We start from the raw sequence: 21,392 nt of genomic DNA, 5'->3' as shown, positions 1-21,392 counted from the left end.
CAAGGGCACACAGTCCGTCGGTACCCAGGTCGGCGCTTCACTTGGGGGAGATGTCACGCCGACAGTTGAAGTATTGATCATGTTCTGATTCAGTCCAGTCTTTGCTGCTCGTTTTTTAAACAGATTTGGAATACGTCCACTTCGCTTGAGTTCTCATGGCGGGGTGTACGGGGATAGATGTTGCGTATTATTTCTGACTGATTCCCATGAAAACGTTGGCGTGCTGAAAGTAAGTGCGTGCTGGGTTCACATAGGCGTTGCCCAACGACCGTTCAGTCGGGATAATCCCTTGCACTGGGTAAATCGTATCGCCATGTATTCGTGGCCCTGCGCAACCCTTCCTATTCCGACCTTTGCAGACCTCTTCCTCATGCACAAAGAACCCCGTAAGGTCCGTGAGTTTCGCCGCCGTGAGCAGGAAATTCTCGACACCGCCCTCAAGTTGTTCCTCGAACAAGGCGAAGACAGCGTCACCGTCGAGATGATCGCGGATGCCGTGGGTATCGGCAAAGGCACCATCTACAAGCACTTCAAGTCCAAGGCCGAAATCTACCTGCGGCTGATGCTCGATTACGAGCGCGACTTGAACGAGCTGCTGCATTCGGCCGATGTGGACAGGGATAAGGAAGCCCTGTCCCGCGCTTATTTCGAGTTCCGCATGCGTGACCCGCAGCGCTATCGTCTGTTCGACCGCCTGGAAGAGAAAGTTGTCAAGGGCCATCAGGTGCCGGAGATGGTCGAGGAGTTGCACAAGATCCGTGCCTCGAACTTCGAGCGTCTGACCCTGCTGATCAAGGGCCGTATCAGCGAAGGCAAGCTTGAAGACGTACCGCCGTATTTCCACTACTGCGCCGCCTGGGCCCTGGTGCACGGTGCCGTGGCGCTGTATCACTCGCCGTTCTGGAGCAATGTGCTGGAAGATCAGGAAGGATTCTTCCAATTCCTGATGGACATCGGCGTACGCATGGGCAACAAGCGTAAGCACAGCAGCGAGCCGGCGCCGGTGGAAGCCGCACCCGTCGACGCGCCTGCCACGTAATGATTTGCTGCCAGGCGTAGTACCCCAGGAATATACTCAGGCAAGGACCTTGCTAAAAACTGATTTATAAGTCAGCTTTCAGTGCGCCCGAATTATCCTCTGCCGGAGTGATCCATGATCGTTGATCGTCAAGGCAGGCGTTTTCGCAATTTGCGGATCAGCCTGACCTCAGCCTGCAATTATGCGTGTACCTACTGCGTGCCTAACGGCAAGCGGCTGGTGGCTGCTCAGGACGAACTCTCGGCCGAGGCCATGGCCCGTGGCGTGGCGTACCTGATCGAAGCGGCGGGCATCGACCGCCTGCGCATCACGGGCGGTGAGCCGCTGGTGAGCCCCAAGCTGGAAGCCTTCATGGGGGCCGTGGGGCAAATGGGCCTCAGTGATATCAGCCTGACGACCAATGGCCAACTGCTGGCACGCAAACTTCCGCTATTGGTGGATGCGGGTATCAAGCGCATCAACGTTTCCCTCGACACACTAGATGCCGACGCCTTCCGCGGAATCGCCCGGGGCGGCGACCTCGCCACCGTACTTGATGGCATGGACCAGGCTCGCGCGGCCGGAATCAAGATCAAAGTCAATATGGTGCCGTTGCGTGGCCAGAACCTGGACCAGGTCATGCCGCTGCTCGACTACTGCCTGGAGCGCGGCTACGAATTGCGATTTATCGAGTTGATGCGCATGGGCCACCTGGCCAAGGATTCCAATGCGTTCCTGCAGCAATTCGTCAGCCTGCAGCAGCTGCTTGGCTTGATCGGCGAACACCATGAATACCTGCAAGCCAACGCGCCCGTGGATGCCACGGCGGTACGCTACGAAGTACCGGGCAAAGGCTTCTTTGGCGTGATCGCCAACGAAAGCGTGCCGTTCTGCCGCACCTGTTCGCGGCTGCGCTTGTCATCCACCGGGTGGCTGCATGGCTGCTTGTCGTCGAGCAACCGTCACTACGTCGGCGACTTGCTGGACAAACCGCGTCATCAAGCGCTGCCGGCCCTGCAAGGCTTGCTGATGAAGGCGCTGGGCGACAAGCAGGAAGTGGCGTTCTCCGGAGGGGCCACCATCATGAAAATCATTGGCGGCTGAGCCTATTCCAACCATTTCACATAACTGAAGGTGGGAGGGGGTTCGCAAGCACCCTCCCACCTTGAGTTATGCGTTGTTTGCAGATGGCGCGGTTTCTGCATCTCACGCCCATTCGCCGGTTTTCCGTCACCGGCTTCTGGAGGATTAGGATGCGTAGTCTGGTTTTGTTGCTGGCGTCGTTGACGCTGAGTGGTTGCATGACCGTCAGCGATATGGCCGAAGGCACCCGCTATCAGATGAGCGACGCCGGCTTGCTTGACCATAGCGATACCCGTCGAACCGCATCGGTTCGCATACAACCGGACTCCTTTGTCTTTATAGCCCAAGGCGCTTTCGTGCCGCCGGGCAGCGCCTATCCGCGCCCGAACGTAGTGGCCGAAGAAGCCTTCAATGGCTTCGTTGAGTACTTTCCCATGGTGCGCCGCGCCCGTCAGCCCGAAGGCTTGGAGCAGGCGCTGGCCGAAGCCCGTGCGGCGGGTGCGCACTACTTGCTGTACTGCCGCTTCGCCAAGGCGGATGACCGTATCGGCAACGCCGATGAATGGGCGGACCAAGAGGCCCTGGATCGTGTCGGCCTGGACAATGGTGTTATCCAGATCATGTTGATCGAGACCAGCACGCAGTATTTAATTGATACCGCACGTATCCGCAGTCGTGGCGGTTTACTGACGTTCCACGACAACAAGCCGGAAGACCTGATCGCCCGCCCACTGGCGCAGTACGCACGAGGGCTGCTGGGCATGGGTGATCAGTAAGCCCGGCAGGTAAAAAAGGGAGACCTCATGACCGATTCCGCCAAGGCCAACGATCTGCTCGCCCAACTGCCCAAAGGCAAGGGACCGGCGCCGGTGCACCTGTGGAACCCGGATTTCTGCGGCGACCTCGACATGCGCATCGCCCGCGACGGCACCTGGTTCTACCAGGGCACGCCGATCGGGCGTAAACCGATGGTCAAGTTGTTCTCCAACATCATCCGCCGCGATGGCGATGATTACTTCCTGGTGACTCCCGTCGAAAAAGTCGGCATCCGCGTCGATGACGCGCCCTTCGTCGCGGTGACCCTGGAGGTCGAAGGGCAGGGTGAAAGCCAGGTGCTGCGCTTTACCAGCAACGTCGACGAGCAGATCGAGGCGGGCCTCGAACACCCGCTGCGGGTCGTCACAGACCCCGTCACCCAGGAGCCGTCACCTTACTTGCGTGTGCGCACCAACCTCGAAGCCCTGGTGCATCGCAACGTGTTCTACCAATTGGTCGAGTTGGCGGTAAGCCGCCCAATCAACGGTCAGAACTGGCTGGGCGTATGGAGCGGCGGCGAGTTTTTCCGCATTGGCCTGGAGCCCTGAGGTCGGTATTTTCACCTCGCTGAAATAATTCGCTTGCTGCAATCTGACGCTTTCGGTTATCAATTTGGACATGATTAGACATGTGCGATTTGATAAGAAAAAACGCGTCGTCGACGAGCTCATCCGCCGTATCGAGGGTGGGGTGATGGCCGACGGTGTCCTGCTGCCTGGGGAACATCAATTGGCCGAGGAGTTTGCGGTCAGTCGCGGCACCCTGCGCGAGGCCCTGGCCGAACTCAAGCGGCGTCATTACATTGCGACCCAGAGCGGCGTAGGTTCCATCGTCACCTTCGACGGCATGGTGCTGGATCAAAATAGCGGCTGGGCCCAGGCCCTGGCTGACACCGGTGCGCTGGTGACCACCGATATCCTGCGTCTGGAAGCGGTGACCCGGCCGGACCTGCTCAGCCGATTCGGCAACGACCAATTCATTGCTCTCGACCGCCGCCGGCGCACCACTGACGGTACCGCCGTATCCCTGGAGCGTTCGCTGATGCCGGCGTCCGGCGGGCTGGAAAGCCTGCCCAGGGTCGGCCTCATCGATGATTCCCTGACAATCACCCTGGCGGCCTATGGTTACATCGGCGCCGACGGTGACCAATGGATCGGCGCCGAGCCACTGAGCGATGAAGACGCCGAACTGCTGGGTCGCCCGGCGGGTAGCGTGTTCCTCAAGGCGTCGCGTACCACTTACGACCGTCGTGAGCGTTTCATGGAATACGTCGAGAGCTTGCTCGACCCTGTGCATTTTCGCCTGCACTTGCAGTTTGGATCTTCGAAATGACCCCTCAAACCCGCGCCCTCGGCGCCTTCTACGGTCTGGCCCTGGGCGATGCCCTGGGTATGCCTACCCAGTCCCTGAGCCGTGAGCAAGTGCAACAGCGCTTCGGGGCCATCACTGCCCTGGAAGCGGCTGGCCCCGACCAACCCATCGCACCGAATATGCCCGCGGGCGCCATCACCGACGACACTGAACAGGCGATCCTGGTCGGTGAGTTGCTGGTCGAGGGCCAGGGCAAGATCGCACCCACCGTACTCGCCCAGCGGTTGATCGACTGGGAAGCACGGATGCGCGCCAAGGGCTCCCAGGATTTGCTCGGGCCGTCGACCAAGCGTGCCATCGACCTGATCCTTGCCGGGCACACGCCCCAAGAGTCCGGACGCTACGGCACCACCAATGGCGCCGCCATGCGCATCACGCCCGTGGGCATCGCCGTGGATGTGAGCGACCCGGCAAAGTTTATCCAGGCGGTGATCCAGGCGTGCCAGGTCACCCACAACACCACATTGGGCATCTCCAGCGCGGCGGCGGTGGCTGCGGTAGTGTCCGCCGGCATCAATGGCGTCGACTTGGGCGAAGCCTTGAACATCGGCACCCAGATCGCCCAACAGGCGCAAGGCCACGGCCATTGGGTTGCCGGCGGGCGTATTTCCACCCGTATCAGTTGGGCGCGCACCTTGAGCGTCGGCAGTGGCGACAAAGCCCTGTTTGCCGACCTGGTGTATGAACTGATTGGCACCTCCGTCGCCTCCCAGGAGTCGGTGGTGGTGTCGTTCGCCCTGGCTCAGCAAGTGGCGGTGGGCGACATGAACGCGTTCGAAGCCCTGTGCCTGGCCGCCAGCCTGGGCGGCGACACCGACACCATCGCGGCGATTCTGGGAGCGATGCTGGGGGCGTGCCTGGGCATGCAGTGCTGGCCCGAGGCGATGATCGAGCAGGTCAAGCGGGTCAACGGCCTGGATCTGCAGCCGCTGGTGCAGGCGCTGCTCAACATGCGCTAAGCACCGCAGGCAAGCCCTCTGCCACACGGGGCTCGTTCAGTCAGGAAGACATCTGCCACAACCACAACAATGCAGGCATCAGGGAGCATCCTCATGAGCAGCACCTCTTGCGGCCAAAGCGCCGGGCAATTGGAAACACGCGGCATCGAACCGGTCCCCGAAAGCGAGTGCAACGGCCATCCGCTGCAACTGTTCTGGGTGTGGTTTGCCGCCAACATCAGCATCCTGGGTTTGCCGCTGGGGGCGACGCTGGTGGCGTTTCGTGGCCTGGCGATCTGGCAGGCGATCATCGTGGCGGTCCTCGGCGCCGCCGGTTCCTTTGCAGTGGTGGGCATCATCTCCATTGCCGGTCGTCGTGGCCGTGCGCCGAGCCTGACCTTGTCTCGCGCCATTTTCGGCGTGCGCGGCAATATCGGTCCTACGCTGGTCTCGCTGATGTCGCGCCTGGGCTGGGAAACGGTCAACACCACCACGGCGGCGTTCGTGTTGCTGTCGCTGTGTTCGATCCTCTTCGGGTCAGCGGTAGAGGCGAAAAGCGCACCGCTGCTGACGTTGATCTTTATCGGTATTTTCGTGCTGCTGACCCTGGCCGTTTCCGGCCTGGGCCATGCCACGTTGCTGGTGATCCAGAAGTGGGCCACCTATGTGTTCGGTGCGTTGAATATCCTGGTAGGCGGCTTCCTCTGCGCCACCATCGACTGGAGCGCCGTGTTCAACGCCACACCGGCCCCGCTCAGCGCGATGATCATCGGCATCGGCACCATGGCCGCCGGCACCGGTATTGGATGGGCCAACGCCGGCGCCGATATGTCGCGCTACCAGCATCGCAGCGTCAAGGCCGCGCGCCTGGTGGCGTCCGCCGCGTTCGGTGCGGGCATTCCGCTGGTGCTGCTGATCACCCTCGGCGGCCTGCTGTCGGTGGGTAACAACGACTTGGCCTCGGCCACCGACCCGATTATTGCGATTCGCGACATGCTGCCCACCTGGATGGCCGTGCCGTACCTGATCACCGCGTTCGGCGGGCTGTTGCTGTCCAATAACCTGTCGGTGTATTCGGCCGGGCTCACCACCTTGACCCTCGGGTTGAAGGTCAAGCGCGTACATGCGGTGATCGTCGACATTGTCGCGATCTTTGCCGGTTCGATCTACTTCATGCTGATCGCCGACAGTTTCTACGGCCCATTCATTACCTTCATCTCGTTGCTGGCGGTGCCGATCACCGCGTGGGTCGGAATTTTCGTGGTCGACCTGATCCACCGTCACCACTACAGCGCCAAAGACCTGCTGGACGTGAGCCCAAGCAGCGCCTATTGGTATCGCGGCGGTGTGGAATGGCGTGCCTTCGGCGCCTGGGCCGTGGCCATCGTGCTGGGGTTCAGTTTCACCACCATTGGCACCACGGCCGAGAACATCTGGTTTGCCGGCCCATTGTCCGACTCCTGGCTGGGCCATAACGGCTTGGGCTGGATCGTTACCTTCCTGCTGGCCGGCGGGGTTTATGCGGTGTTGGGTGGCGCGGCTGACCGTCGCCCAGTGCCGGTAGAAAGCCACAATGTCTAGATTGCTGCACACCGGCCAGGTCATCGTCGACTTGGTCATGGCCCTGGATACCTTGCCCGCGACCGGCGGTGATGTACTCGCCAAATCGGCCAGTTTCGAGGCCGGAGGTGGTTTCAACGTCATGGCCGCTGCCCGTCGCAACGGGTTGCCGGTGGTCTACCTGGGGCGTCATGGCAACGGGCGCTTTGGTGACCTGGCACGCGCGGCGATGCAGGCCGAGGGTATCGACATGGCCCTTGCCACAAGCCCTGACAAGGATACCGGCCTGTGTGTGTCGCTGACCGAAGCCACCACCGAGCGCACCTTCATTTCCCACCTCGGCGCCGAGGGCGAACTCAGCGCCCAGGACTTGGCTGACGTGGTACCGCGTGCTGACGACTATATCTATGTCAGCGGCTACAGCCTGCTGCTTGAGGGCAAGGCCCAACCCTTGCTTGACTGGCTGCTGGCATTGCCACGAAACACTGTGGTGGTGTTCGACCCAGGCCCGTTGGTCAAGGCGCCGGGTTCGGCCTTGATGCGCAGGCTGTTGCCGCGTATCGACATCTGGACCAGCAACGGGCCGGAAGCGCTGGCGTTTACCGGTGCGTCGGATATCAACGCAGCGCTGCCCGCGTTGAGCCGGCACCTGCCCGCCAACACGCTGCTGGTGGTGCGTGATGGACCCAATGGCTGTTGGGTCGGGCGCGTGGGGCACATTGAGCACGTGCAGGGCTTCAAGGTGCGTGCCGTGGACAGCAACGGCGCAGGCGATGCGCATGCCGGGGTGTTTATTGCGGGGTTGGCAAACGGTCTGGAACCCGCTGAAGCGGCACGCCGAGCGAATGCGGCGGCGGCGTTGGCGGTGACGCGCTGGGGGCCGGCTACCTCTCCCGGTACCGCTGAAGTTGACGCCTTGCTCGCCGAATAAACACGGGCAACCTGTGGGAGGGGCAAGCCCCCTCCCACATTTGGCTCTATGTTTAGCCGGCCTTTTTCAGCGCCGCGATCAGTTCATCCTTACGCATCGTCGAACGCCCCGGAATATTCTTGGCCCGCGCTTCCTTCATCAGGCTTTCCTTGGTTTGCGTCCCCAGCGAAGCACCGCTACTACGCGAATGACCCTTCCGGCTGGCGGCCGCTCGTTTGGCCGATTCCTCTCGGTCCTGGGCCTTCTTCGCCGGGGCCTTGCGCTGGCCCGAGCCCCCGGCCTTTTCGCCACCGCCGGACTGCTTGTTGACGGTAGCCCAGGCACGGGCTTCGGCTTCTTCCTTGGACACGCCCTTGTGCTCGTAACTGTCTTCGATATGAGCGGCTTTGCGCTTCTGTTCGGCGGTGTATTTGGCTTTGCTTCCACGAGGCATCGCGATACTCCTTTTGGCCCTCGGTAACCGGGCCAGGCCAGGCAAAATAGATTACTGAGTGAGTTCACCGTCGAGCTTGCGCGCTTCGTCCACGCCCGATGCGGTCAGCTTGATGGGCAGGTTCAACGAATATTCGCCGGCGTCGTCGGTGGTGACATGACCATCCCTGATAAAACCGCGGTCTTGCAGGCCGGCCAACACGCCGGCCACTTCCTTTTCGCCACGGTAGTTGTCCAGCAGCTCCTTGCCCAGGCCCTGGGGGTGGGCGTGCAACAGGCGGGTGAGCACTTCTTTTTCGAGGTTTCTATCAACGTTCATGCATACCTCTTCACTGGGAAATGATCAGGTGTCGGTGTTGCGTGCGAAGGCTCAAGGCGCCGGTTGTTTCGGCGTGCCTGGCACGTTGGAATCGTCACCTTTGTTGACGCCGGGCTGATTGATTCCGGGGCCCATCTTGCCGTTGCCGACGCCCGCAGGTGCTTGGCGTTGCGGGTCGTCACCTCGGGTGCGTGGGTCGGTGCCGTTGTCGATGATCGCGCCGCCGTTGGTGTCGAGGCCGGTGCCCATGGACTTTTGCGAATCGGTGGTGGCGTCCGGGGTCGGGTCGGTCGGGCCGGTGGTCGAGCCGGCGGCAAATGCGCTCAGCGAAGCGGCGGACAGCAGGCCGGTGAGGGCGAGGGCAGCAAACTTGGTCGTGTTCATGAGGATGTCTCCATAGGGTTATTGTCCTTACCCTTTATTGGTCAGTCCTCGTTTTGCGTTGGTGCCTGGGTGGCGACGAACGGTATCAGCCCAGCTGCAAGATTTTCTCTGCTGTCGCCCTGCGCCACGCCAGCCGCGCCACGCTGATCAACCAATTGCCGGCAGCCACTGTCAGCACGCTGAGCATCAGCGCGGGCAAGCCGAAGTCAACGATGATCCAGCCCGCCAGCCATGGGAAACCGAACACACCGACGAAGTAGGCGAGGCTGAACAACAGCAAGGCCTGGGGCGTAGTGCCAACGGGTGCCTCGTTGGCCACCTGGCCATTGATCACCGAATACGTCAGGCCATAGCCGACCCCCAGGGTCACGGCCGCGAACAGGTAACTGGCATTCCCGCTCACGCCAAAGGTGAACAGCAGGATAGCCCCCAGCATCAGCCCGGACAGCGCACAGGCGGCCACATAGGCATCGCGCTTGACCACGTAGCCGGCGATCAACAGGCGGCTGGCAATCGCCGCACTCACGAAACCTGCGAAGAACAGCGAGTAATCCAGCCCGTGGGCCGCCGCATAGCTGGTCTGGAACGAAGACAACCCGCCAAACACACACCCTCCGAGGCCGACCATGACGATGGCAAATACCGCCCGCGAAGACAGCACGCGGCGGCAAGCTGCCCAGGAAATTTTCGACACCGGCGCCGTGGTGTGGCGTTTGAGCGCGGTGCCCAATCGCCAGAACACCAGCACCCCGAGCAGGCTGGCCAGGGCGGCAATGTAGAAAGCGCTGGTCAACGGCAGGCCCAGGGCATTCGCGGCCCGGCCCAGCAACGGTCCCGAGCCGATGCCGCTCATCATGCTGCCCGACAGCAGAGCGAAATATCTGGCGCGTTGTTGCGGCTCCACCAGCATCGCCACGATGATCGGCCCCAAGGTATAGAACACGCCCCAGCCCAGCCCGAGGGACAAGCCGAACAGCATCAAGCCCTCGCCAAAACCCGGCGCCAGCGCAAAACCCAGGCACGCCACCACCAGCAACCCACCCATGCCCGCAATCGCCCGCGCCGCGCCCCAGGCATCCGCCAGATGCCCGCAAAGCAGCACCGCCACGAAGGTACTGAGCATCGCCGTGGAGATCACACTGCCCGCGTCGTGCTCGTTGCCGCCGCGCGCATGAATCAGCAACGACAATAGGAACGTCGAGCCGTAGGACAGCGACAACAGGAAACTGGCAAGGCAAAACAGCGCGAACAGCTTCGTGCTCACCGGGGACGTGGACTGCATGGGGCCGCCTGGAGGTGATTGGAGTGATGCACCACTGTTTACCACGCACACCGTCCGGGTTTGTTCTGTGGTTAGTGGTGCTTGCATTGCTTCAGGCCGGAGTAACCCGGCAACCCGCGAAATTGCACTGCAATCAGTCATCAAAGCGCCTTAGTATGTGTGCTTTGAAATTGCCCAAGGCTTGCCCATGACCATCGAGATTCGCCCTGCGGTGCCCAGCGATGCTGCGCAGATCCTGACGTTCATCACTGAACTTGCCGAGTACGAAAAGGCTCGGCATGAAGTGATCGCCAGCGTGGCGGACATTCAGCGCAGCTTGTTCGGCGAAGGCGCCACCGCCCATGGCCTGATCTGCTTGCGCGATGGCTTGCCGATTGGCTTTGCGGTGTTCTTTTTCAGTTACTCCACGTGGCTGGGCAGCAATTGCCTGTACCTGGAAGACCTCTATATCAACCCCGAGCAACGCGGCGGCGGAGCGGGCAAGAAGTTACTGCGCCACCTGGCCAAGATTGCGTTTGATAACGGTTGCGCGCGTTTCGAGTGGAGCGTGCTGGACTGGAACGAGCCGGCGATTGCCTTCTACAAATCCATCGGCGCCCAGCCCCAGGAGGAGTGGGTGCGCTACCGCATGGAAGGCGACGCGCTGCGCGACTTTGCCCTCGGCTGATGGAGTTTTGGTGCTTGGAAAAACCGGCCCTTGAAGCGCCGGTTTTTTTATTAATTTGCTCACAATATGGGATGCAAATTTATATATTGAGATGTTTCTGAGTCTGGGTTTATAGTCGGCGGCATCAGCACTCACTACCAAAAATAAAACAGGTGAAGCGATGCAGGCACAACCGTTGTCACTCCCCGCCGTGCCCGAGCCCACTTACGGCGAGCGGCTCAAAGGCAAGGTGGTGATCATCACCGGCGCCGCCCAGGGCATTGGCGAGGCGATCGTCGCGTGTTTCCAGGCCCAGCAGGCGCGCCTGGTCATCGCGGATATCCAGGGCGAAAAAGTCGAGCGCGTCGCCGCCCATTGGCGCGAGCGTGGCGCCGAGATTGACGCGCAAGCGGTCGACATCACCTCCAAGGAGCAATGGCAGGCGCTGGTCGATACGGCCATTGCGCGCTTCGGTAGGGTGGATGTGCTGGTCAACTGCGCCGGCGTCAACGTGTTCCGCGACCCGTTGCAAATGACCGACGAAGACTGGCGCCGCTGCTTTGCCATCGACCTCGACGGCGCCTGGTTCGGCTGCCGCGCGGTGCTGCCGCACATGATCGAGCAGGGCATCGGCAACATCATCAACATCGCCTCCACCCATTCCAGCCACATCATTCCCGGTTGCTTCCCGTACCCGGTGGCCAAGCACGGCCTGCTTGGCCTTACGCGCGCCCTCGGTATCGAGTACGCGCCCAAGGGCATTCGCGTCAACGCCATCGCTCCCGGCTATATCGAAACCCAGCTCAACGTCGACTATTGGAACGGTTTCCCCGACCCCCATGCCGAGCGTCAGCGCGCCTTCGACCTGCACCCGCCCAAGCGCATCGGCCAACCGGTCGAGGTGGCCATGACGGCGTTGTTCCTGGCCACCGATGAAGCGCCTTTTATCAATGCCACCTGCCTGATGATCGATGGCGGGCGGTCTGTGATGTACCACGACTAGTCCTTGAAACGCTCAATAACAAGAAGAGGTGCTCCATGCTTGGCAAAAACAGGTTCAAGAAGACACTCGGTGCCCTGGCACTGGCGATGGCGTTCAGCGGCGTTGTATCGGCTGAAGAAGTGAAGATCGGTTTCCTGGTCAAGCAGGCCGAGGAGCCGTGGTTCCAGACCGAATGGGCCTTTGCCGAAAAAGCCGCTCAGGACAAGGGGTTCAAACTCATCAAAATCGCCGTGCCCGATGGCGAAAAAACCCTTTCGGCCATCGACAGCCTGGCGGCCAACGGCGCCAAGGGCTTTGTGATCTGCCCGCCGGACGTGTCCCTGGGCCCGGCCATCGTGGCCAAGGCCAAGCTCAACGACATGAAAGTGATCGCCGTGGATGACCGCTTCGTCGATGCCAAGGGCAATTTCATGGAAGACGTGCCGTACCTGGGCATGGCCGCCTTCGAAGTGGGCCAGAAGCAGGGCGCCGCGATGGCCGCCGAAGCGAAAAAACGCGGGTGGGACTGGAAGGAGACCTATGCCGTGGTCAACACCTTCAATGAACTCGACACTGGCAAGAAGCGCACCGACGGTTCGATCAAATCCCTGGAAGAGGCCGGCATTCCCAAGGACCACATCCTCACCGCCCCGCTGAAAACCCTCGACGTTCCCGGCAGCATGGACGCCACCAACTCGGCCCTGGTCAAACTGCCCCGTGGCGCGAAAAACCTGATCATCGGCGGCATGAACGACAACACCGTGCTCGGTGGCGTGCGCGCCACTGAAAGCGCCGGTTTTGCCGCCGCCAACGTGATCGGCATCGGTATCAACGGCACCGACGCCATCGGCGAACTGAAGAAAGCCAACAGCGGCTTCTTCGGCTCGATGCTGCCAAGCCCGCACATCGAAGGCTATAAAACGGCCGAGATGATGTACGAGTGGGTGACCAAAGGCACCGAGCCGCCGAAGTACACCGCCATGGACGAAGTGACGTTGATCACCCGCGAGAACTTCAAGGAAGAACTGACCAAAATCGGGCTGTGGAAATGACTGCTGCGGCCCTGCGGTTTGACGGTATCGGCAAAACCTTTCCCGGGGTCAAGGCGCTCGACGGCATCTGTTTCACCGCCCACCCGGGGCAGGTACATGCCTTGATGGGCGAAAACGGCGCCGGCAAGTCGACGCTGCTGAAGATATTGGGCGGTGCCTATATCCCCAGCAGCGGCACGCTGCAGATCGGCGATCAGACCATGGCCTTCAAATGCGCCGCCGACAGCATCGCCAGCGGCGTGGCGGTGATCCACCAGGAGTTGCACCTGGTGCCGGAAATGAGCGTGGCCGAGAACCTGTTCCTGGGGCATTTGCCGACGCGTTTGGGCGTGGTCAACCGCGGCCAGCTGCGCAAGCAGGCTCTGGCCTGCCTCAAGGGCCTGGCCGATGAAATCGACCCGGACGAGAAGCTCGGGCGTTTGTCCCTCGGCCAGCGCCAGTTGGTGGAAATCGCCAAGGCGCTGTCCCGTGGCGCCCATGTGATTGCCTTCGATGAACCCACCAGCAGCCTCTCGGCGCGCGAGATCGACCGTTTGATGGCGATCATCACGCGCCTGCGCGACGAGGGCAAAGTGGTGCTGTATGTGTCGCACCGCATGGAAGAAGTCTTCCGCATCTGCAACGCGGTGACGGTGTTCAAGGACGGCCGTTACGTGCGCACCTTCGATGACATGAGCACGCTGACCCACGACCAGTTGGTGACCTGCATGGTCGGTCGCGACATTCAGGACATCTACGATTACCGCCCGCGCGAGCATGGCGAGGTAGCGCTCAAGGTCGACGGCTTGCTCGGTCCTGGCCTGCGTGAGCCGGTGAGTTTCGCGGTGCGCAAAGGCGAGATCCTTGGCCTGTTCGGGCTGGTGGGGGCAGGGCGCACCGAGCTGCTGCGCCTGCTCAGCGGCCTGGAACGCGCGAGTGCCGGCAGCCTGCAACTGTGCGGCGAAAAACTGCAGTTGCGCTCGCCCCGCGACGCCATTGCCGCCGGTGTCTTGCTGTGCCCGGAAGACCGTAAAAAGGAAGGCATCATTCCGCTGTCGAGCGTGGCCGAGAACATCAACATCAGCGCGCGGGGCGCCCATTCCACCTTCGGCTGGCTGCTGCGCGACGGTTGGGAGAAGGGCAACGCCGAGCATCAAATCAAGGCCATGAAGGTCAAGACCCCGAACGCCGCGCAGAAAATCATGTACCTCTCCGGCGGCAACCAGCAGAAGGCCATTCTCGGCCGCTGGCTGTCGATGCCGATGAAAGTGCTGCTGCTCGACGAACCGACGCGGGGCATCGATATCGGCGCCAAGGCCGAGATCTACCAGATCATTCACAACCTCGCAGCCCAAGGCATCGCGGTGATCGTGGTGTCCAGCGACCTGATGGAAGTCATGGGCATTTCCGACCGCATCCTGGTGCTGTGCGAAGGCGCCATGCGCGGCGAACAACTGCGCGCGCACGCCACTGAATCCAACCTGCTGCAGCTGGCCTTGCCGCGCCGCGTGACGAACTGAGAGAAGACCATGACCACTCAAAACAACGCGTTGCCAACCGCACGCAAACCCCTGGATATGCGCGCGCTGCTCGACAACTGGGCGATGCTGCTGGCGGCGGTGGGCATTTTTGTGCTGTGCGCCTTGCTGATCGATAACTTCCTTTCGCCGCTGAACATGCGCGGGCTGGGCCTGGCGGTGTCCACCGTGGGCATCGCGGCGTGCACCATGCTGTTTTGCCTGGCATCGGGGCATTTCGACTTGTCGGTGGGCTCGGTGATCGCCTGCGCCGGCGTGGTCGCGGCCATTGTCATGCGCGATACCGACAGCGTCATGCTCGGCATCGGCGCGGCGCTGGGGATGGGCCTGATCGTCGGGTTGATCAACGGCATCGTCATTGCCAAGCTGCGGGTCAATGCGCTGATCACCACCCTGGCGACCATGCAGATCGTGCGCGGCCTGGCTTACATTTTTGCCGACGGCAAGGCAGTGGGCGTGTCCCAGGACCAGTTCTTCATCTTCGGCAACGGCCAGTTGTTCGGCGTGCCGGTGCCGATCCTGATCACCATCCTGTGCTTCCTGTTCTTCGGTTGGCTGCTCAACTACACGACCTACGGGCGCAACACCATGGCCATCGGCGGCAACCCGGAAGCAGCATTGCTGGCGGGGGTCAACGTTGATCGCACCAAGATCCTGATCTTTGCCGTGCACGGTCTGATCGGCGCGCTGGCCGGGGTGATCCTCGCGTCGCGCATGACCTCGGGCCAGCCGATGATCGGCCAGGGCTTCGAGCTGACGGTGATCTCGGCGTGCGTGCTGGGCGGTGTGTCGTTGAGCGGCGGGGTCGGTATGATCCGCCATGTGATTGCCGGGGTACTGATCCTGGCGATCATCGAGAACGCGATGAACCTGAAGAACATCGACACGTTCTATCAGTACGTGATCCGTGGTTCGATCCTGTTGCTGGCGGTGGTCATCGACCGTATGAAACAACGTTGAAAACCGGTCTGTAGAACACAGAGGATCAAATGTGGGAGGGGCGGTGCGACGATTCGACTTGCTCCCGATGGCAGAGTGTCAGCTTGCACATTTTTCCCTGACCCACCGCCATCGGGAGCAAGCCCCCTCCACATTTGGATCTCCACTGTATTGATATTCAGCATTTGCCATAATGGCGCCGTTTTCGTACTTCCCAATAGGCCCGATATGCAGGAAACCCCCCACACCCCCGTCAAAGACGCCGTTCCCACCGGCACCCAGACCCTGCTGCGTGGCCTGGGCGTGGTGCAAGCGGTGGCGGCCGGTGCGCGGGATCTGAAAGAGATCGCCAAGCGCATCGGCACCACCCGCAGCACCACCCACCGCCTGGCCAGTTGCCTGGTGGAGGAGCGTTACCTGCGCGTGGTGCCGCAAGTCGGTTACCTGCTGGGGCCGAAGTTGATCGAGCTGGGGTTCCAGGCTCGCGAAGAATTGCCCTTGGTGACCCTGGCGGTGCCCTACCTGGATGAGTTGTCCGCGCTGACCGGCGATACCATCCACCTGGCCATTCGCGAATACGACGACGTGCTGTACCTGCACAAGAACCCCGGCCGCAACGGCCCGGAGATGCGTTCGCGGGTCGGCCACCGCATGCCGTTGGCACGCACGGGCGTGGGCAAGGCGATGTTGCTGGATGACTCGGTACAGGAGTGGCAACGCTTATACGAAACCAGCTTGCCGGCGGGTGGGAAAAACCTGCAATGGCCGCAGCACCCGGAACAGTCCTGGGCGCAGTTCGAGCAGCGCATGCATGAATATGTGTTGGGCGGTTATGCGTTCGATCTGGAAGACAACGAACCGTCGATCCGTTGCGTCGCGGCACCGGTGCGCGATGCCAGCCGGCGAATCGTCGCCGGCATCAGCATCGCCAGTACCGTGCCCTACATGCCGCTGGAGAAAATGGCCGAGCTGATCCCTGTGATCAAACAGGTTGCAGCGCGGCTTTCCGCGCAGTTGGGCGCGAAGGTTTGATCAGGCTTTCAAGGTTGCCATGTCGATAACAAAGCGGTACTTCACGTCACCGGCGATCATGCGGGCGTAGGCCTCGTTGATCTGGCGGATGTCGAGCATTTCGATGTCGCAGGTGATGCCATGCTCTGCGCAGAAATCCAGGACTTCCTGGGTTTCGGCAATGCCGCCGATCAGCGAGCCGGCCAGCACTTTACGCCCCAGCACCAGTTTGGCGGCGTTGACGGGCGGGTCCACCGGCTCGATCAAACCGACCAGAATATGCACGCCATCAAAGCGCAGCACATCGAGGTAGGGGTTCAGGTCGTGCTGCACCGGGATGGTGTCCAGCAGGAAGTCGAAGTGCCCGGCGGCGGCTTTCATCTGTTCGGCATCGGTGGACACGATCACGTGGTCGGCGCCCTGGCGGCGACCTTCTTCGGCCTTGCTCGCCGAGCGGGTGAACAGCGTGACTTCGGCACCCATGGCCTTGGCGAACTTGATGCCCATGTGGCCCAGGCCGCCCATGCCCAGGATCCCCACCTTGTCGCCAGCCTTGACGCCGTAATGCTTGAGCGGCGAATAAGTGGTGATGCCCGCGCACAGGATCGGCGCGGCGCTGGCCAGGTCGAGCGTGGCCGGGATTTTCACCACGAAGTGCTCGCTGACCACGATGCTGTCGGAGTAACCGCCCATGGTGTTGCTGCCGTCCACGCGGTCGGGGGTGGCGTAGGTCATGGTCGGGCCTTCGAGGCAATATTGCTCGAGGTCCGCTTGGCAGGCGTCGCAGTGGCGGCATGAATCGACCATGCAGCCTACGCCGACCAGGTCGCCGACTTTATGGGCGGTGACGCTGGCACCGACGGCGGTAACTTTGCCGACGATCTCATGACCGGGCATCAGCGGGTACACGGCGATGCCCCACTCGTTGCGTGCCTGATGGATGTCGGAGTGGCAGACGCCGCAATAGAGGATCTCGATGGCCACGTCATCGGCGCGCGGGCTGCGGCGTTCAAACGACATGGGGGCGAGGGGCGTGGTGGCCGATTGGGCGGCATAGCCGATGGCGGTGTACATGGAAAACCTCGCAAAAGCGTTGGAAAGTGAGGTGGGCCATTCTCCGTGCCGACCTTGTGGGCGGCCATGGCGATTGCTCCGAGTCTCATGCCTATTCGTCCGGCAGTGCCCTCTGTTTGGATTTATGTACCGTCAGACCTGCGATGATGCTCGCATCTCTTTTTCACGAAGTTTTTTGCCATGTTGTTGACCCGCCATCTCGACGCCAATGCCACGCTGGTTTCCTTGATCGAGGGGCTCACGTCCCGCGACGGTTTCTCCCCGACCCACCTGCCCGGCGTAAAGGTATTGCGCGCCAGTTGCGACGTGGCGCGCGGGCCGCAGATCTATGAGCCGAGCCTGATGTTCGTGGCGCAGGGCAGCAAAGTCGCGTACCTGGGCCCGCGGACGCTGGAGTATGGCGCCGGGCATTACCTGATCCAGGCCATGCCGGTGCCGTTCGAGTGCGAGACCTTCGCCATGGCGCCGGGTGCGCCATTATTGGGGGTGACGGTGGGTATCGACCGCGTGGTGCTGGGTGAGTTGGTCATGGCCATGGGCATGCAGGCCGGGCCACCGCCGACGGCGCAGACGCTGGCGTCGATGAGCTCCGTGGTGCTTGATGATGCGATGCGCGGTTGCGTCGAGCGGCTGCTGCAGTGCCTGCACGATCCGCTGGAAAGCCGGATCATCGGCCCGTCGCGAGTGCGCGAATTATTGTTCACGGCGTTGCGCGGGCCCCAGGCCGATGTGTTGCGCGCGCTGGTGGAGCAACAGGGGCAATTTTCGCGAATCGCCACCTCGTTGAACCACCTGCACGCGCATTTCGCCGAGCCGCTGAACATCGAGACATTGGCCGGGTATGCGCATATGAGCGCTTCGACCTTTCATGAGCACTTCAAGCGCTGCACCTTGCTGTCGCCGGTGCAATATCTGAAGCGCCTGCGCTTGCTCAAGGCCCAGCAGTTGCTGCTGGTGGACGGCATGAGTGTGGCGCAGGCGGCGCACAGCGTGGGGTACCAGAGCACGTCGCAGTTCAGTCGCGAATACAAGCGCTACTTCGAGCGCAACCCCGGCGAGGAGCGCGCGGCCTAGTAGTAACGGCGCGGGTCGGTTTCGATCAGGCTGGCCAGTTTGGTCAGGGCAAAGCGCAATTCGTTGCGGCTGGTGGGCGACATCAGCACCAGTCGCACGCAGCGTGTCATTTCAGAGCGTTCGGCCTGGAACTGCGTGCCACTAAGTACCAGCACGCCATTGGCCCGAGCCAGCATGGTGAACTCGTCGCTGGTCCATGGCTCCGGCAATGTCAGCCACACATGGTAGGCGTAGGGCTGGGTCTTGAGCTCGAACCTGGCGAAGATCTCGCGGGCAATCGCTTGCCGGCCGGCCGCCTCGTTGCGGTGGATGCGGATCAGTTTTTGGTCCATGCCTTCGGTGATCACATTGCTGGCCAGTTGCGCGGTCAGTGGTGATGGCATCCAGACGCTGCTACGCACCATCGAGCTGAGCCGCGACAGCAATTTTGGCGGGCTGTGCAGGTAGCCGATACGCAATGCGGGCATCACCGACTTCGACAGGCTGGTGAGGTACACCGAGCGGTCCGGGGCAAACGCCGAAAGGGGTTTGATGGACGGGTCGGTGGCAAGAAAGCCGTAGATGTCGTCGTCGAGGATGATGAAGTCGAACTCTTCGGCCAACGCTGCGATTTGCGCCCGACGTTGTTGCGACATGATCGCCGCCGTCGGGTTCTGGCAGGTCGCGACGCACACCAGCATCGCCGGTTTTTCCCGCCGGCACAGTTCGCGCAGCGCCTCGGGAATGATGCCTTCGTCATCCATCGGCACGCCACGCAGGCGGCGTTCAAGACCATGGGCCAGGGAAATGATGCCGGGGTAGCACAGTGCCTCGCAGAGCACCAGGTCGCCGGCGTTGGTCAGGGCGCTCATCGCCACCATCAAGCCATGCTGCGCGCCGGCGGTGATGATCACCTGCTGCCACTGTGCCTCGGGCAATGAATGCCGTAGCCACTGTGCTCCCGCCTCGCGATGCGCCGGGTGACCGCCGTCCGGGGCGTAGTCCAGGGCGCCCGCGAAATCGGTGCTCCTGGCCAGGCTCACCAATGCGTCGCGCAGCCAGTGTTCCAGGGTTTCGCTGCCGGGCTTGATGATCGACAGGTCGAGCAGTTCCGGCTGCCCCAGATTCAGCGCCGCCGGGCTGTTGCTCGCCGCCGGCCCCGGTGGGTTCTGAGTGAGCACAAACGTACCGCGGCCCACTTCCCCCTGCACCAGGCCCCGGCGCTGCGCTTCGCTGTACGCGCGGCTGATAGTGCCCGGCGTGACATCCAGGGCCGTGGCCAGCTCCCGCAGGGTCGGCAGGCGATCGCCTTTGTTCAACACGCCGTTGCTGATATCGCGTGCCAATGCGTCGGCAATCGCCAAATACACCGGCTGGTTGAACTCGCTTAGCTGGGGAACCCACATGAATGATCACTGCCCTTCGTAGAAATGATGAAGCGTCGAGCATATCACAGGGATATGGATGCCTGATCAGATGAGCTAATCGCTTTATTGATTCGATTGAATCGATAATTTTATGGCTGATTGCTTTTATTGTAGAGGGTGTATTTTAGTATTTTATTTAGTAATCAAAGGGTTGTATTCAAGTCGTTGAGGAGATGCGCTGATGATCTCAAAAAATATTGGGTGATAATTGAGTTGCTTATTGAATCAACTCAATTTAATCAAATACACTCGCCTCGAATCGAGTCAATCGAATCGATCATCCCCCTGGTCACTGCGCGACGCTGCCGCGCCAAGTCGAGACATCATGGACACACTCAGAAAGGATCTATCCCTGTCAGCCGTGATTGCGGGTTTTATCGCCGTGATCATTTCGTATGCCGGTCCCTTGATCATCGTGTTTCAGGCGGCTAAGGAAGCGCACCTGCCCAATGACGAGGTGTCATCGTGGATCTGGGCAATTTCCATTGGCAGCGGGATTACCGGCCTGTTTTTGAGCTGGCGCCTGCGGGTGCCGGTAATCACCGCGTGGTCGACGCCGGGAGCGGCGTTGCTGGTCTCGATGCTGCCCACGGTGACTCTGCCCCAGGCCATCGGCGCGTACGTGGTTGCGTCAGTGATTATTGCCGTGGTGGGTTTGTCTGGCGCGTTCGACAAGCTGATGAGTCGCCTGCCCAAAGCCATCGCCGCCGCCATGCTCGCCGGCATCCTGTTCCGCTTCGGTGCCGAGCTGTTCACCTCGATCAAGCTGCAACCGGCGCTGGTGCTGGCGATGATCGCGACTTACCTGGTGTTCAAGCGTTTCTCGCCACGTTACGCCATCCTGTCCGTGCTGATTATCGGCTGCGCGGTCGCTGCCTCGTTTGGTGAACTCAACAGCGGGGCAATGACTATCGCCGTCGCCCAGCCGGTGTTTATCGCGCCGCAGTGGAGCTGGCACGCCATCATTAATATCGGCTTGCCGCTGGCGCTGGTGACCCTGACCGGTCAGTACGTGCCGGGCATGGCGGTATTGCGCACTTCGGGCTACCACACGCCAGCGCGCTCAATCATTTCGGTGACGGCGATCGGCTCGATCCTGATGGCACCGTTCGGCTCCCATGGTTTGAATCTGGCAGCGATTACCGCCGCCATCTGCACCGGCCGCGAAGCCCATGAAGACCGCGACAAGCGCTACATCGCCGGGATCGCCTGCGGGGTGTTCTACATCCTGATGGGTATCTTTGGCGCGACCCTGGCTTCGGTATTTTCTGCCTTGCCCAAAGAGCTGATTGCCTCCCTGGCGGGCCTGGCACTGTTCGGCGCAATCAGCACCGGGTTGACAGGCGCCATGGCCGACGAGAAACAACGCGAAGCGGCGCTGATTACCTTTCTGGTCACCGCTTCGGGCATGAGCTACCTGGGGCTGGCCGCTGCGTTCTGGGGCTTGATCTTCGGCCTCGTCGCGCACTGTGTGCTGAGTTACACCCGGCAAAGCAAAGCCGCCGCTGTCGCCGAGGGCAGCCGACCATGAGGCACGGGTTGAGCGCTTGAGCGGGT

The 21,392-nt window shown here is 61.6% G+C and carries 22 protein-coding genes; 16 read left to right on the top strand and 6 right to left on the bottom strand.

Annotated elements, in window-relative coordinates; translation table 11 throughout:
- Positions 1 to 370: 370 nt before the first annotated feature.
- The 8 genes from KSS96_RS21735 (at position 371) to KSS96_RS21700 (ending at position 7,717) form a co-directional block, all read left to right on the top strand.
- Complete coding sequence (locus KSS96_RS21735; protein ID WP_065876816.1) at positions 371 to 1,039, top strand: TetR/AcrR family transcriptional regulator; 669 nt, start codon at positions 371 to 373, stop codon at positions 1,037 to 1,039.
- A 114-nt stretch (positions 1,040 to 1,153) separates the two neighbouring features.
- Complete coding sequence (locus KSS96_RS21730) at positions 1,154 to 2,122, top strand: GTP 3',8-cyclase MoaA (protein ID WP_065876815.1); 969 nt, start codon at positions 1,154 to 1,156, stop codon at positions 2,120 to 2,122.
- Between the two features lie 149 nt (positions 2,123 to 2,271).
- Positions 2,272 to 2,877, top strand: coding sequence for a DUF4823 domain-containing protein (locus KSS96_RS21725; RefSeq protein ID WP_017529492.1), 606 nt, complete (start codon positions 2,272 to 2,274; stop codon positions 2,875 to 2,877).
- A 27-nt stretch (positions 2,878 to 2,904) separates the two neighbouring features.
- Positions 2,905 to 3,465, top strand: a complete 561-nt coding sequence (locus KSS96_RS21720) for a DUF1285 domain-containing protein (RefSeq protein WP_217855317.1) — start codon at positions 2,905 to 2,907, stop codon at positions 3,463 to 3,465.
- A gap of 70 nt (positions 3,466 to 3,535) precedes the next feature.
- Positions 3,536 to 4,249: a GntR family transcriptional regulator gene (locus tag KSS96_RS21715; RefSeq protein WP_017529494.1), complete on the top strand. Its 714-nt coding sequence runs from the start codon at positions 3,536 to 3,538 to the stop codon at positions 4,247 to 4,249.
- Positions 4,246 to 5,247, top strand: a complete 1,002-nt coding sequence (locus tag KSS96_RS21710) for an ADP-ribosylglycohydrolase family protein (protein ID WP_065876814.1) — start codon at positions 4,246 to 4,248, stop codon at positions 5,245 to 5,247. The genes KSS96_RS21715 and KSS96_RS21710 overlap by 4 nt, the downstream gene beginning before the upstream one ends.
- A gap of 93 nt (positions 5,248 to 5,340) precedes the next feature.
- Positions 5,341 to 6,807, top strand: a complete 1,467-nt coding sequence (locus KSS96_RS21705; RefSeq protein WP_017529496.1) for a purine-cytosine permease family protein — start codon at positions 5,341 to 5,343, stop codon at positions 6,805 to 6,807.
- A complete protein-coding gene (locus tag KSS96_RS21700; protein WP_017529497.1) occupies positions 6,800 to 7,717 on the top strand; it encodes a PfkB family carbohydrate kinase in 918 nt (305 codons plus the stop codon). Before KSS96_RS21705 ends, KSS96_RS21700 begins: the two co-directional genes overlap by 8 nt.
- A gap of 52 nt (positions 7,718 to 7,769) precedes the next feature.
- On the opposite strand, the gene KSS96_RS21695 is transcribed toward KSS96_RS21700, so the two are convergent.
- The 4 genes from KSS96_RS21695 to KSS96_RS21680 all read right to left on the bottom strand — a co-directional run bounded on the left by KSS96_RS21695 (position 7,770) and on the right by KSS96_RS21680 (position 10,134).
- Positions 7,770 to 8,150 carry a Rho termination factor N-terminal domain-containing protein gene (locus KSS96_RS21695; protein WP_017529498.1) on the bottom strand — a complete coding sequence of 127 codons (381 nt, stop codon included), beginning with the start codon at positions 8,148 to 8,150 and terminating at the stop codon, positions 7,770 to 7,772.
- Between the two features lie 51 nt (positions 8,151 to 8,201).
- Positions 8,202 to 8,468: a hypothetical protein gene (locus KSS96_RS21690; RefSeq protein ID WP_017529499.1), complete on the bottom strand. Its 267-nt coding sequence runs from the start codon at positions 8,466 to 8,468 to the stop codon at positions 8,202 to 8,204.
- Between the two features lie 51 nt (positions 8,469 to 8,519).
- A complete protein-coding gene (locus KSS96_RS21685; protein ID WP_017529500.1) occupies positions 8,520 to 8,852 on the bottom strand; it encodes a hypothetical protein in 333 nt (110 codons plus the stop codon).
- A gap of 85 nt (positions 8,853 to 8,937) precedes the next feature.
- Positions 8,938 to 10,134 carry an MFS transporter gene (locus KSS96_RS21680; RefSeq protein ID WP_017529501.1) on the bottom strand — a complete coding sequence of 399 codons (1,197 nt, stop codon included), beginning with the start codon at positions 10,132 to 10,134 and terminating at the stop codon, positions 8,938 to 8,940.
- Positions 10,135 to 10,321: 187 nt separating this feature from the next.
- On the opposite strand from KSS96_RS21680, the gene KSS96_RS21675 reads away from it, so the two are divergent.
- The 6 genes from KSS96_RS21675 to KSS96_RS21650 all read left to right on the top strand — a co-directional run bounded on the left by KSS96_RS21675 (position 10,322) and on the right by KSS96_RS21650 (position 16,302).
- Positions 10,322 to 10,801: a GNAT family N-acetyltransferase gene (locus tag KSS96_RS21675; protein ID WP_017529502.1), complete on the top strand. Its 480-nt coding sequence runs from the start codon at positions 10,322 to 10,324 to the stop codon at positions 10,799 to 10,801.
- Positions 10,802 to 10,961: 160 nt separating this feature from the next.
- Positions 10,962 to 11,783 (top strand): SDR family oxidoreductase, encoded by an 822-nt coding sequence (locus KSS96_RS21670; RefSeq protein ID WP_017529503.1) that lies wholly within the window; start codon positions 10,962 to 10,964, stop codon positions 11,781 to 11,783.
- 86 nt (positions 11,784 to 11,869) lie between these two features.
- Positions 11,870 to 12,814 (top strand): substrate-binding domain-containing protein, encoded by a 945-nt coding sequence (locus KSS96_RS21665; RefSeq protein ID WP_225913341.1) that lies wholly within the window; start codon positions 11,870 to 11,872, stop codon positions 12,812 to 12,814.
- The gene (gene araG / locus KSS96_RS21660) at positions 12,811 to 14,313 is read left to right on the top strand and encodes an L-arabinose ABC transporter ATP-binding protein AraG (RefSeq protein WP_217855315.1); all 1,503 of its coding nucleotides are present in this window, start codon (positions 12,811 to 12,813) and stop codon (positions 14,311 to 14,313) included. The genes KSS96_RS21665 and araG overlap by 4 nt, the downstream gene beginning before the upstream one ends.
- A gap of 9 nt (positions 14,314 to 14,322) precedes the next feature.
- Entirely contained in the window at positions 14,323 to 15,291 is a 969-nt protein-coding gene (araH, locus tag KSS96_RS21655; RefSeq protein ID WP_017530734.1) for an L-arabinose ABC transporter permease AraH, read from the top strand.
- Positions 15,292 to 15,498: 207 nt separating this feature from the next.
- Positions 15,499 to 16,302 carry an IclR family transcriptional regulator gene (locus KSS96_RS21650; protein ID WP_065878274.1) on the top strand — a complete coding sequence of 268 codons (804 nt, stop codon included), beginning with the start codon at positions 15,499 to 15,501 and terminating at the stop codon, positions 16,300 to 16,302.
- On the opposite strand, the gene KSS96_RS21645 is transcribed toward KSS96_RS21650, so the two are convergent.
- Positions 16,303 to 17,355 carry an NAD(P)-dependent alcohol dehydrogenase gene (locus KSS96_RS21645; RefSeq protein WP_017527394.1) on the bottom strand — a complete coding sequence of 351 codons (1,053 nt, stop codon included), beginning with the start codon at positions 17,353 to 17,355 and terminating at the stop codon, positions 16,303 to 16,305.
- Between the two features lie 180 nt (positions 17,356 to 17,535).
- Between KSS96_RS21645 and KSS96_RS21640 the strand changes: the two genes are divergently transcribed.
- Positions 17,536 to 18,429 (top strand): AraC family transcriptional regulator, encoded by an 894-nt coding sequence (locus KSS96_RS21640; RefSeq protein ID WP_017527395.1) that lies wholly within the window; start codon positions 17,536 to 17,538, stop codon positions 18,427 to 18,429.
- On the opposite strand, the gene KSS96_RS21635 is transcribed toward KSS96_RS21640, so the two are convergent.
- Positions 18,426 to 19,814, bottom strand: a complete 1,389-nt coding sequence (locus KSS96_RS21635; protein ID WP_068932219.1) for an aminotransferase-like domain-containing protein — start codon at positions 19,812 to 19,814, stop codon at positions 18,426 to 18,428. The two genes, KSS96_RS21640 and KSS96_RS21635, sit on opposite strands and share 4 nt — an antisense overlap.
- Before the next feature lie 346 nt (positions 19,815 to 20,160).
- Between KSS96_RS21635 and KSS96_RS21630 the strand changes: the two genes are divergently transcribed.
- On the top strand, positions 20,161 to 21,366 hold the full coding sequence (locus KSS96_RS21630) for a benzoate/H(+) symporter BenE family transporter (protein ID WP_017527397.1): 1,206 nt from the start codon (positions 20,161 to 20,163) through the stop codon (positions 21,364 to 21,366).
- Positions 21,367 to 21,392: the final 26 nt, after the last annotated feature.

It is taken from the genome of Pseudomonas asgharzadehiana, assembly GCF_019139815.1.
Classification (GTDB): Bacteria; Pseudomonadota; Gammaproteobacteria; order Pseudomonadales; family Pseudomonadaceae; genus Aquipseudomonas; species Aquipseudomonas asgharzadehiana.
The sequence above is the reverse complement of the archived record's forward strand: the minus strand, read 5'-3'. Positions and strand labels throughout refer to the sequence as shown.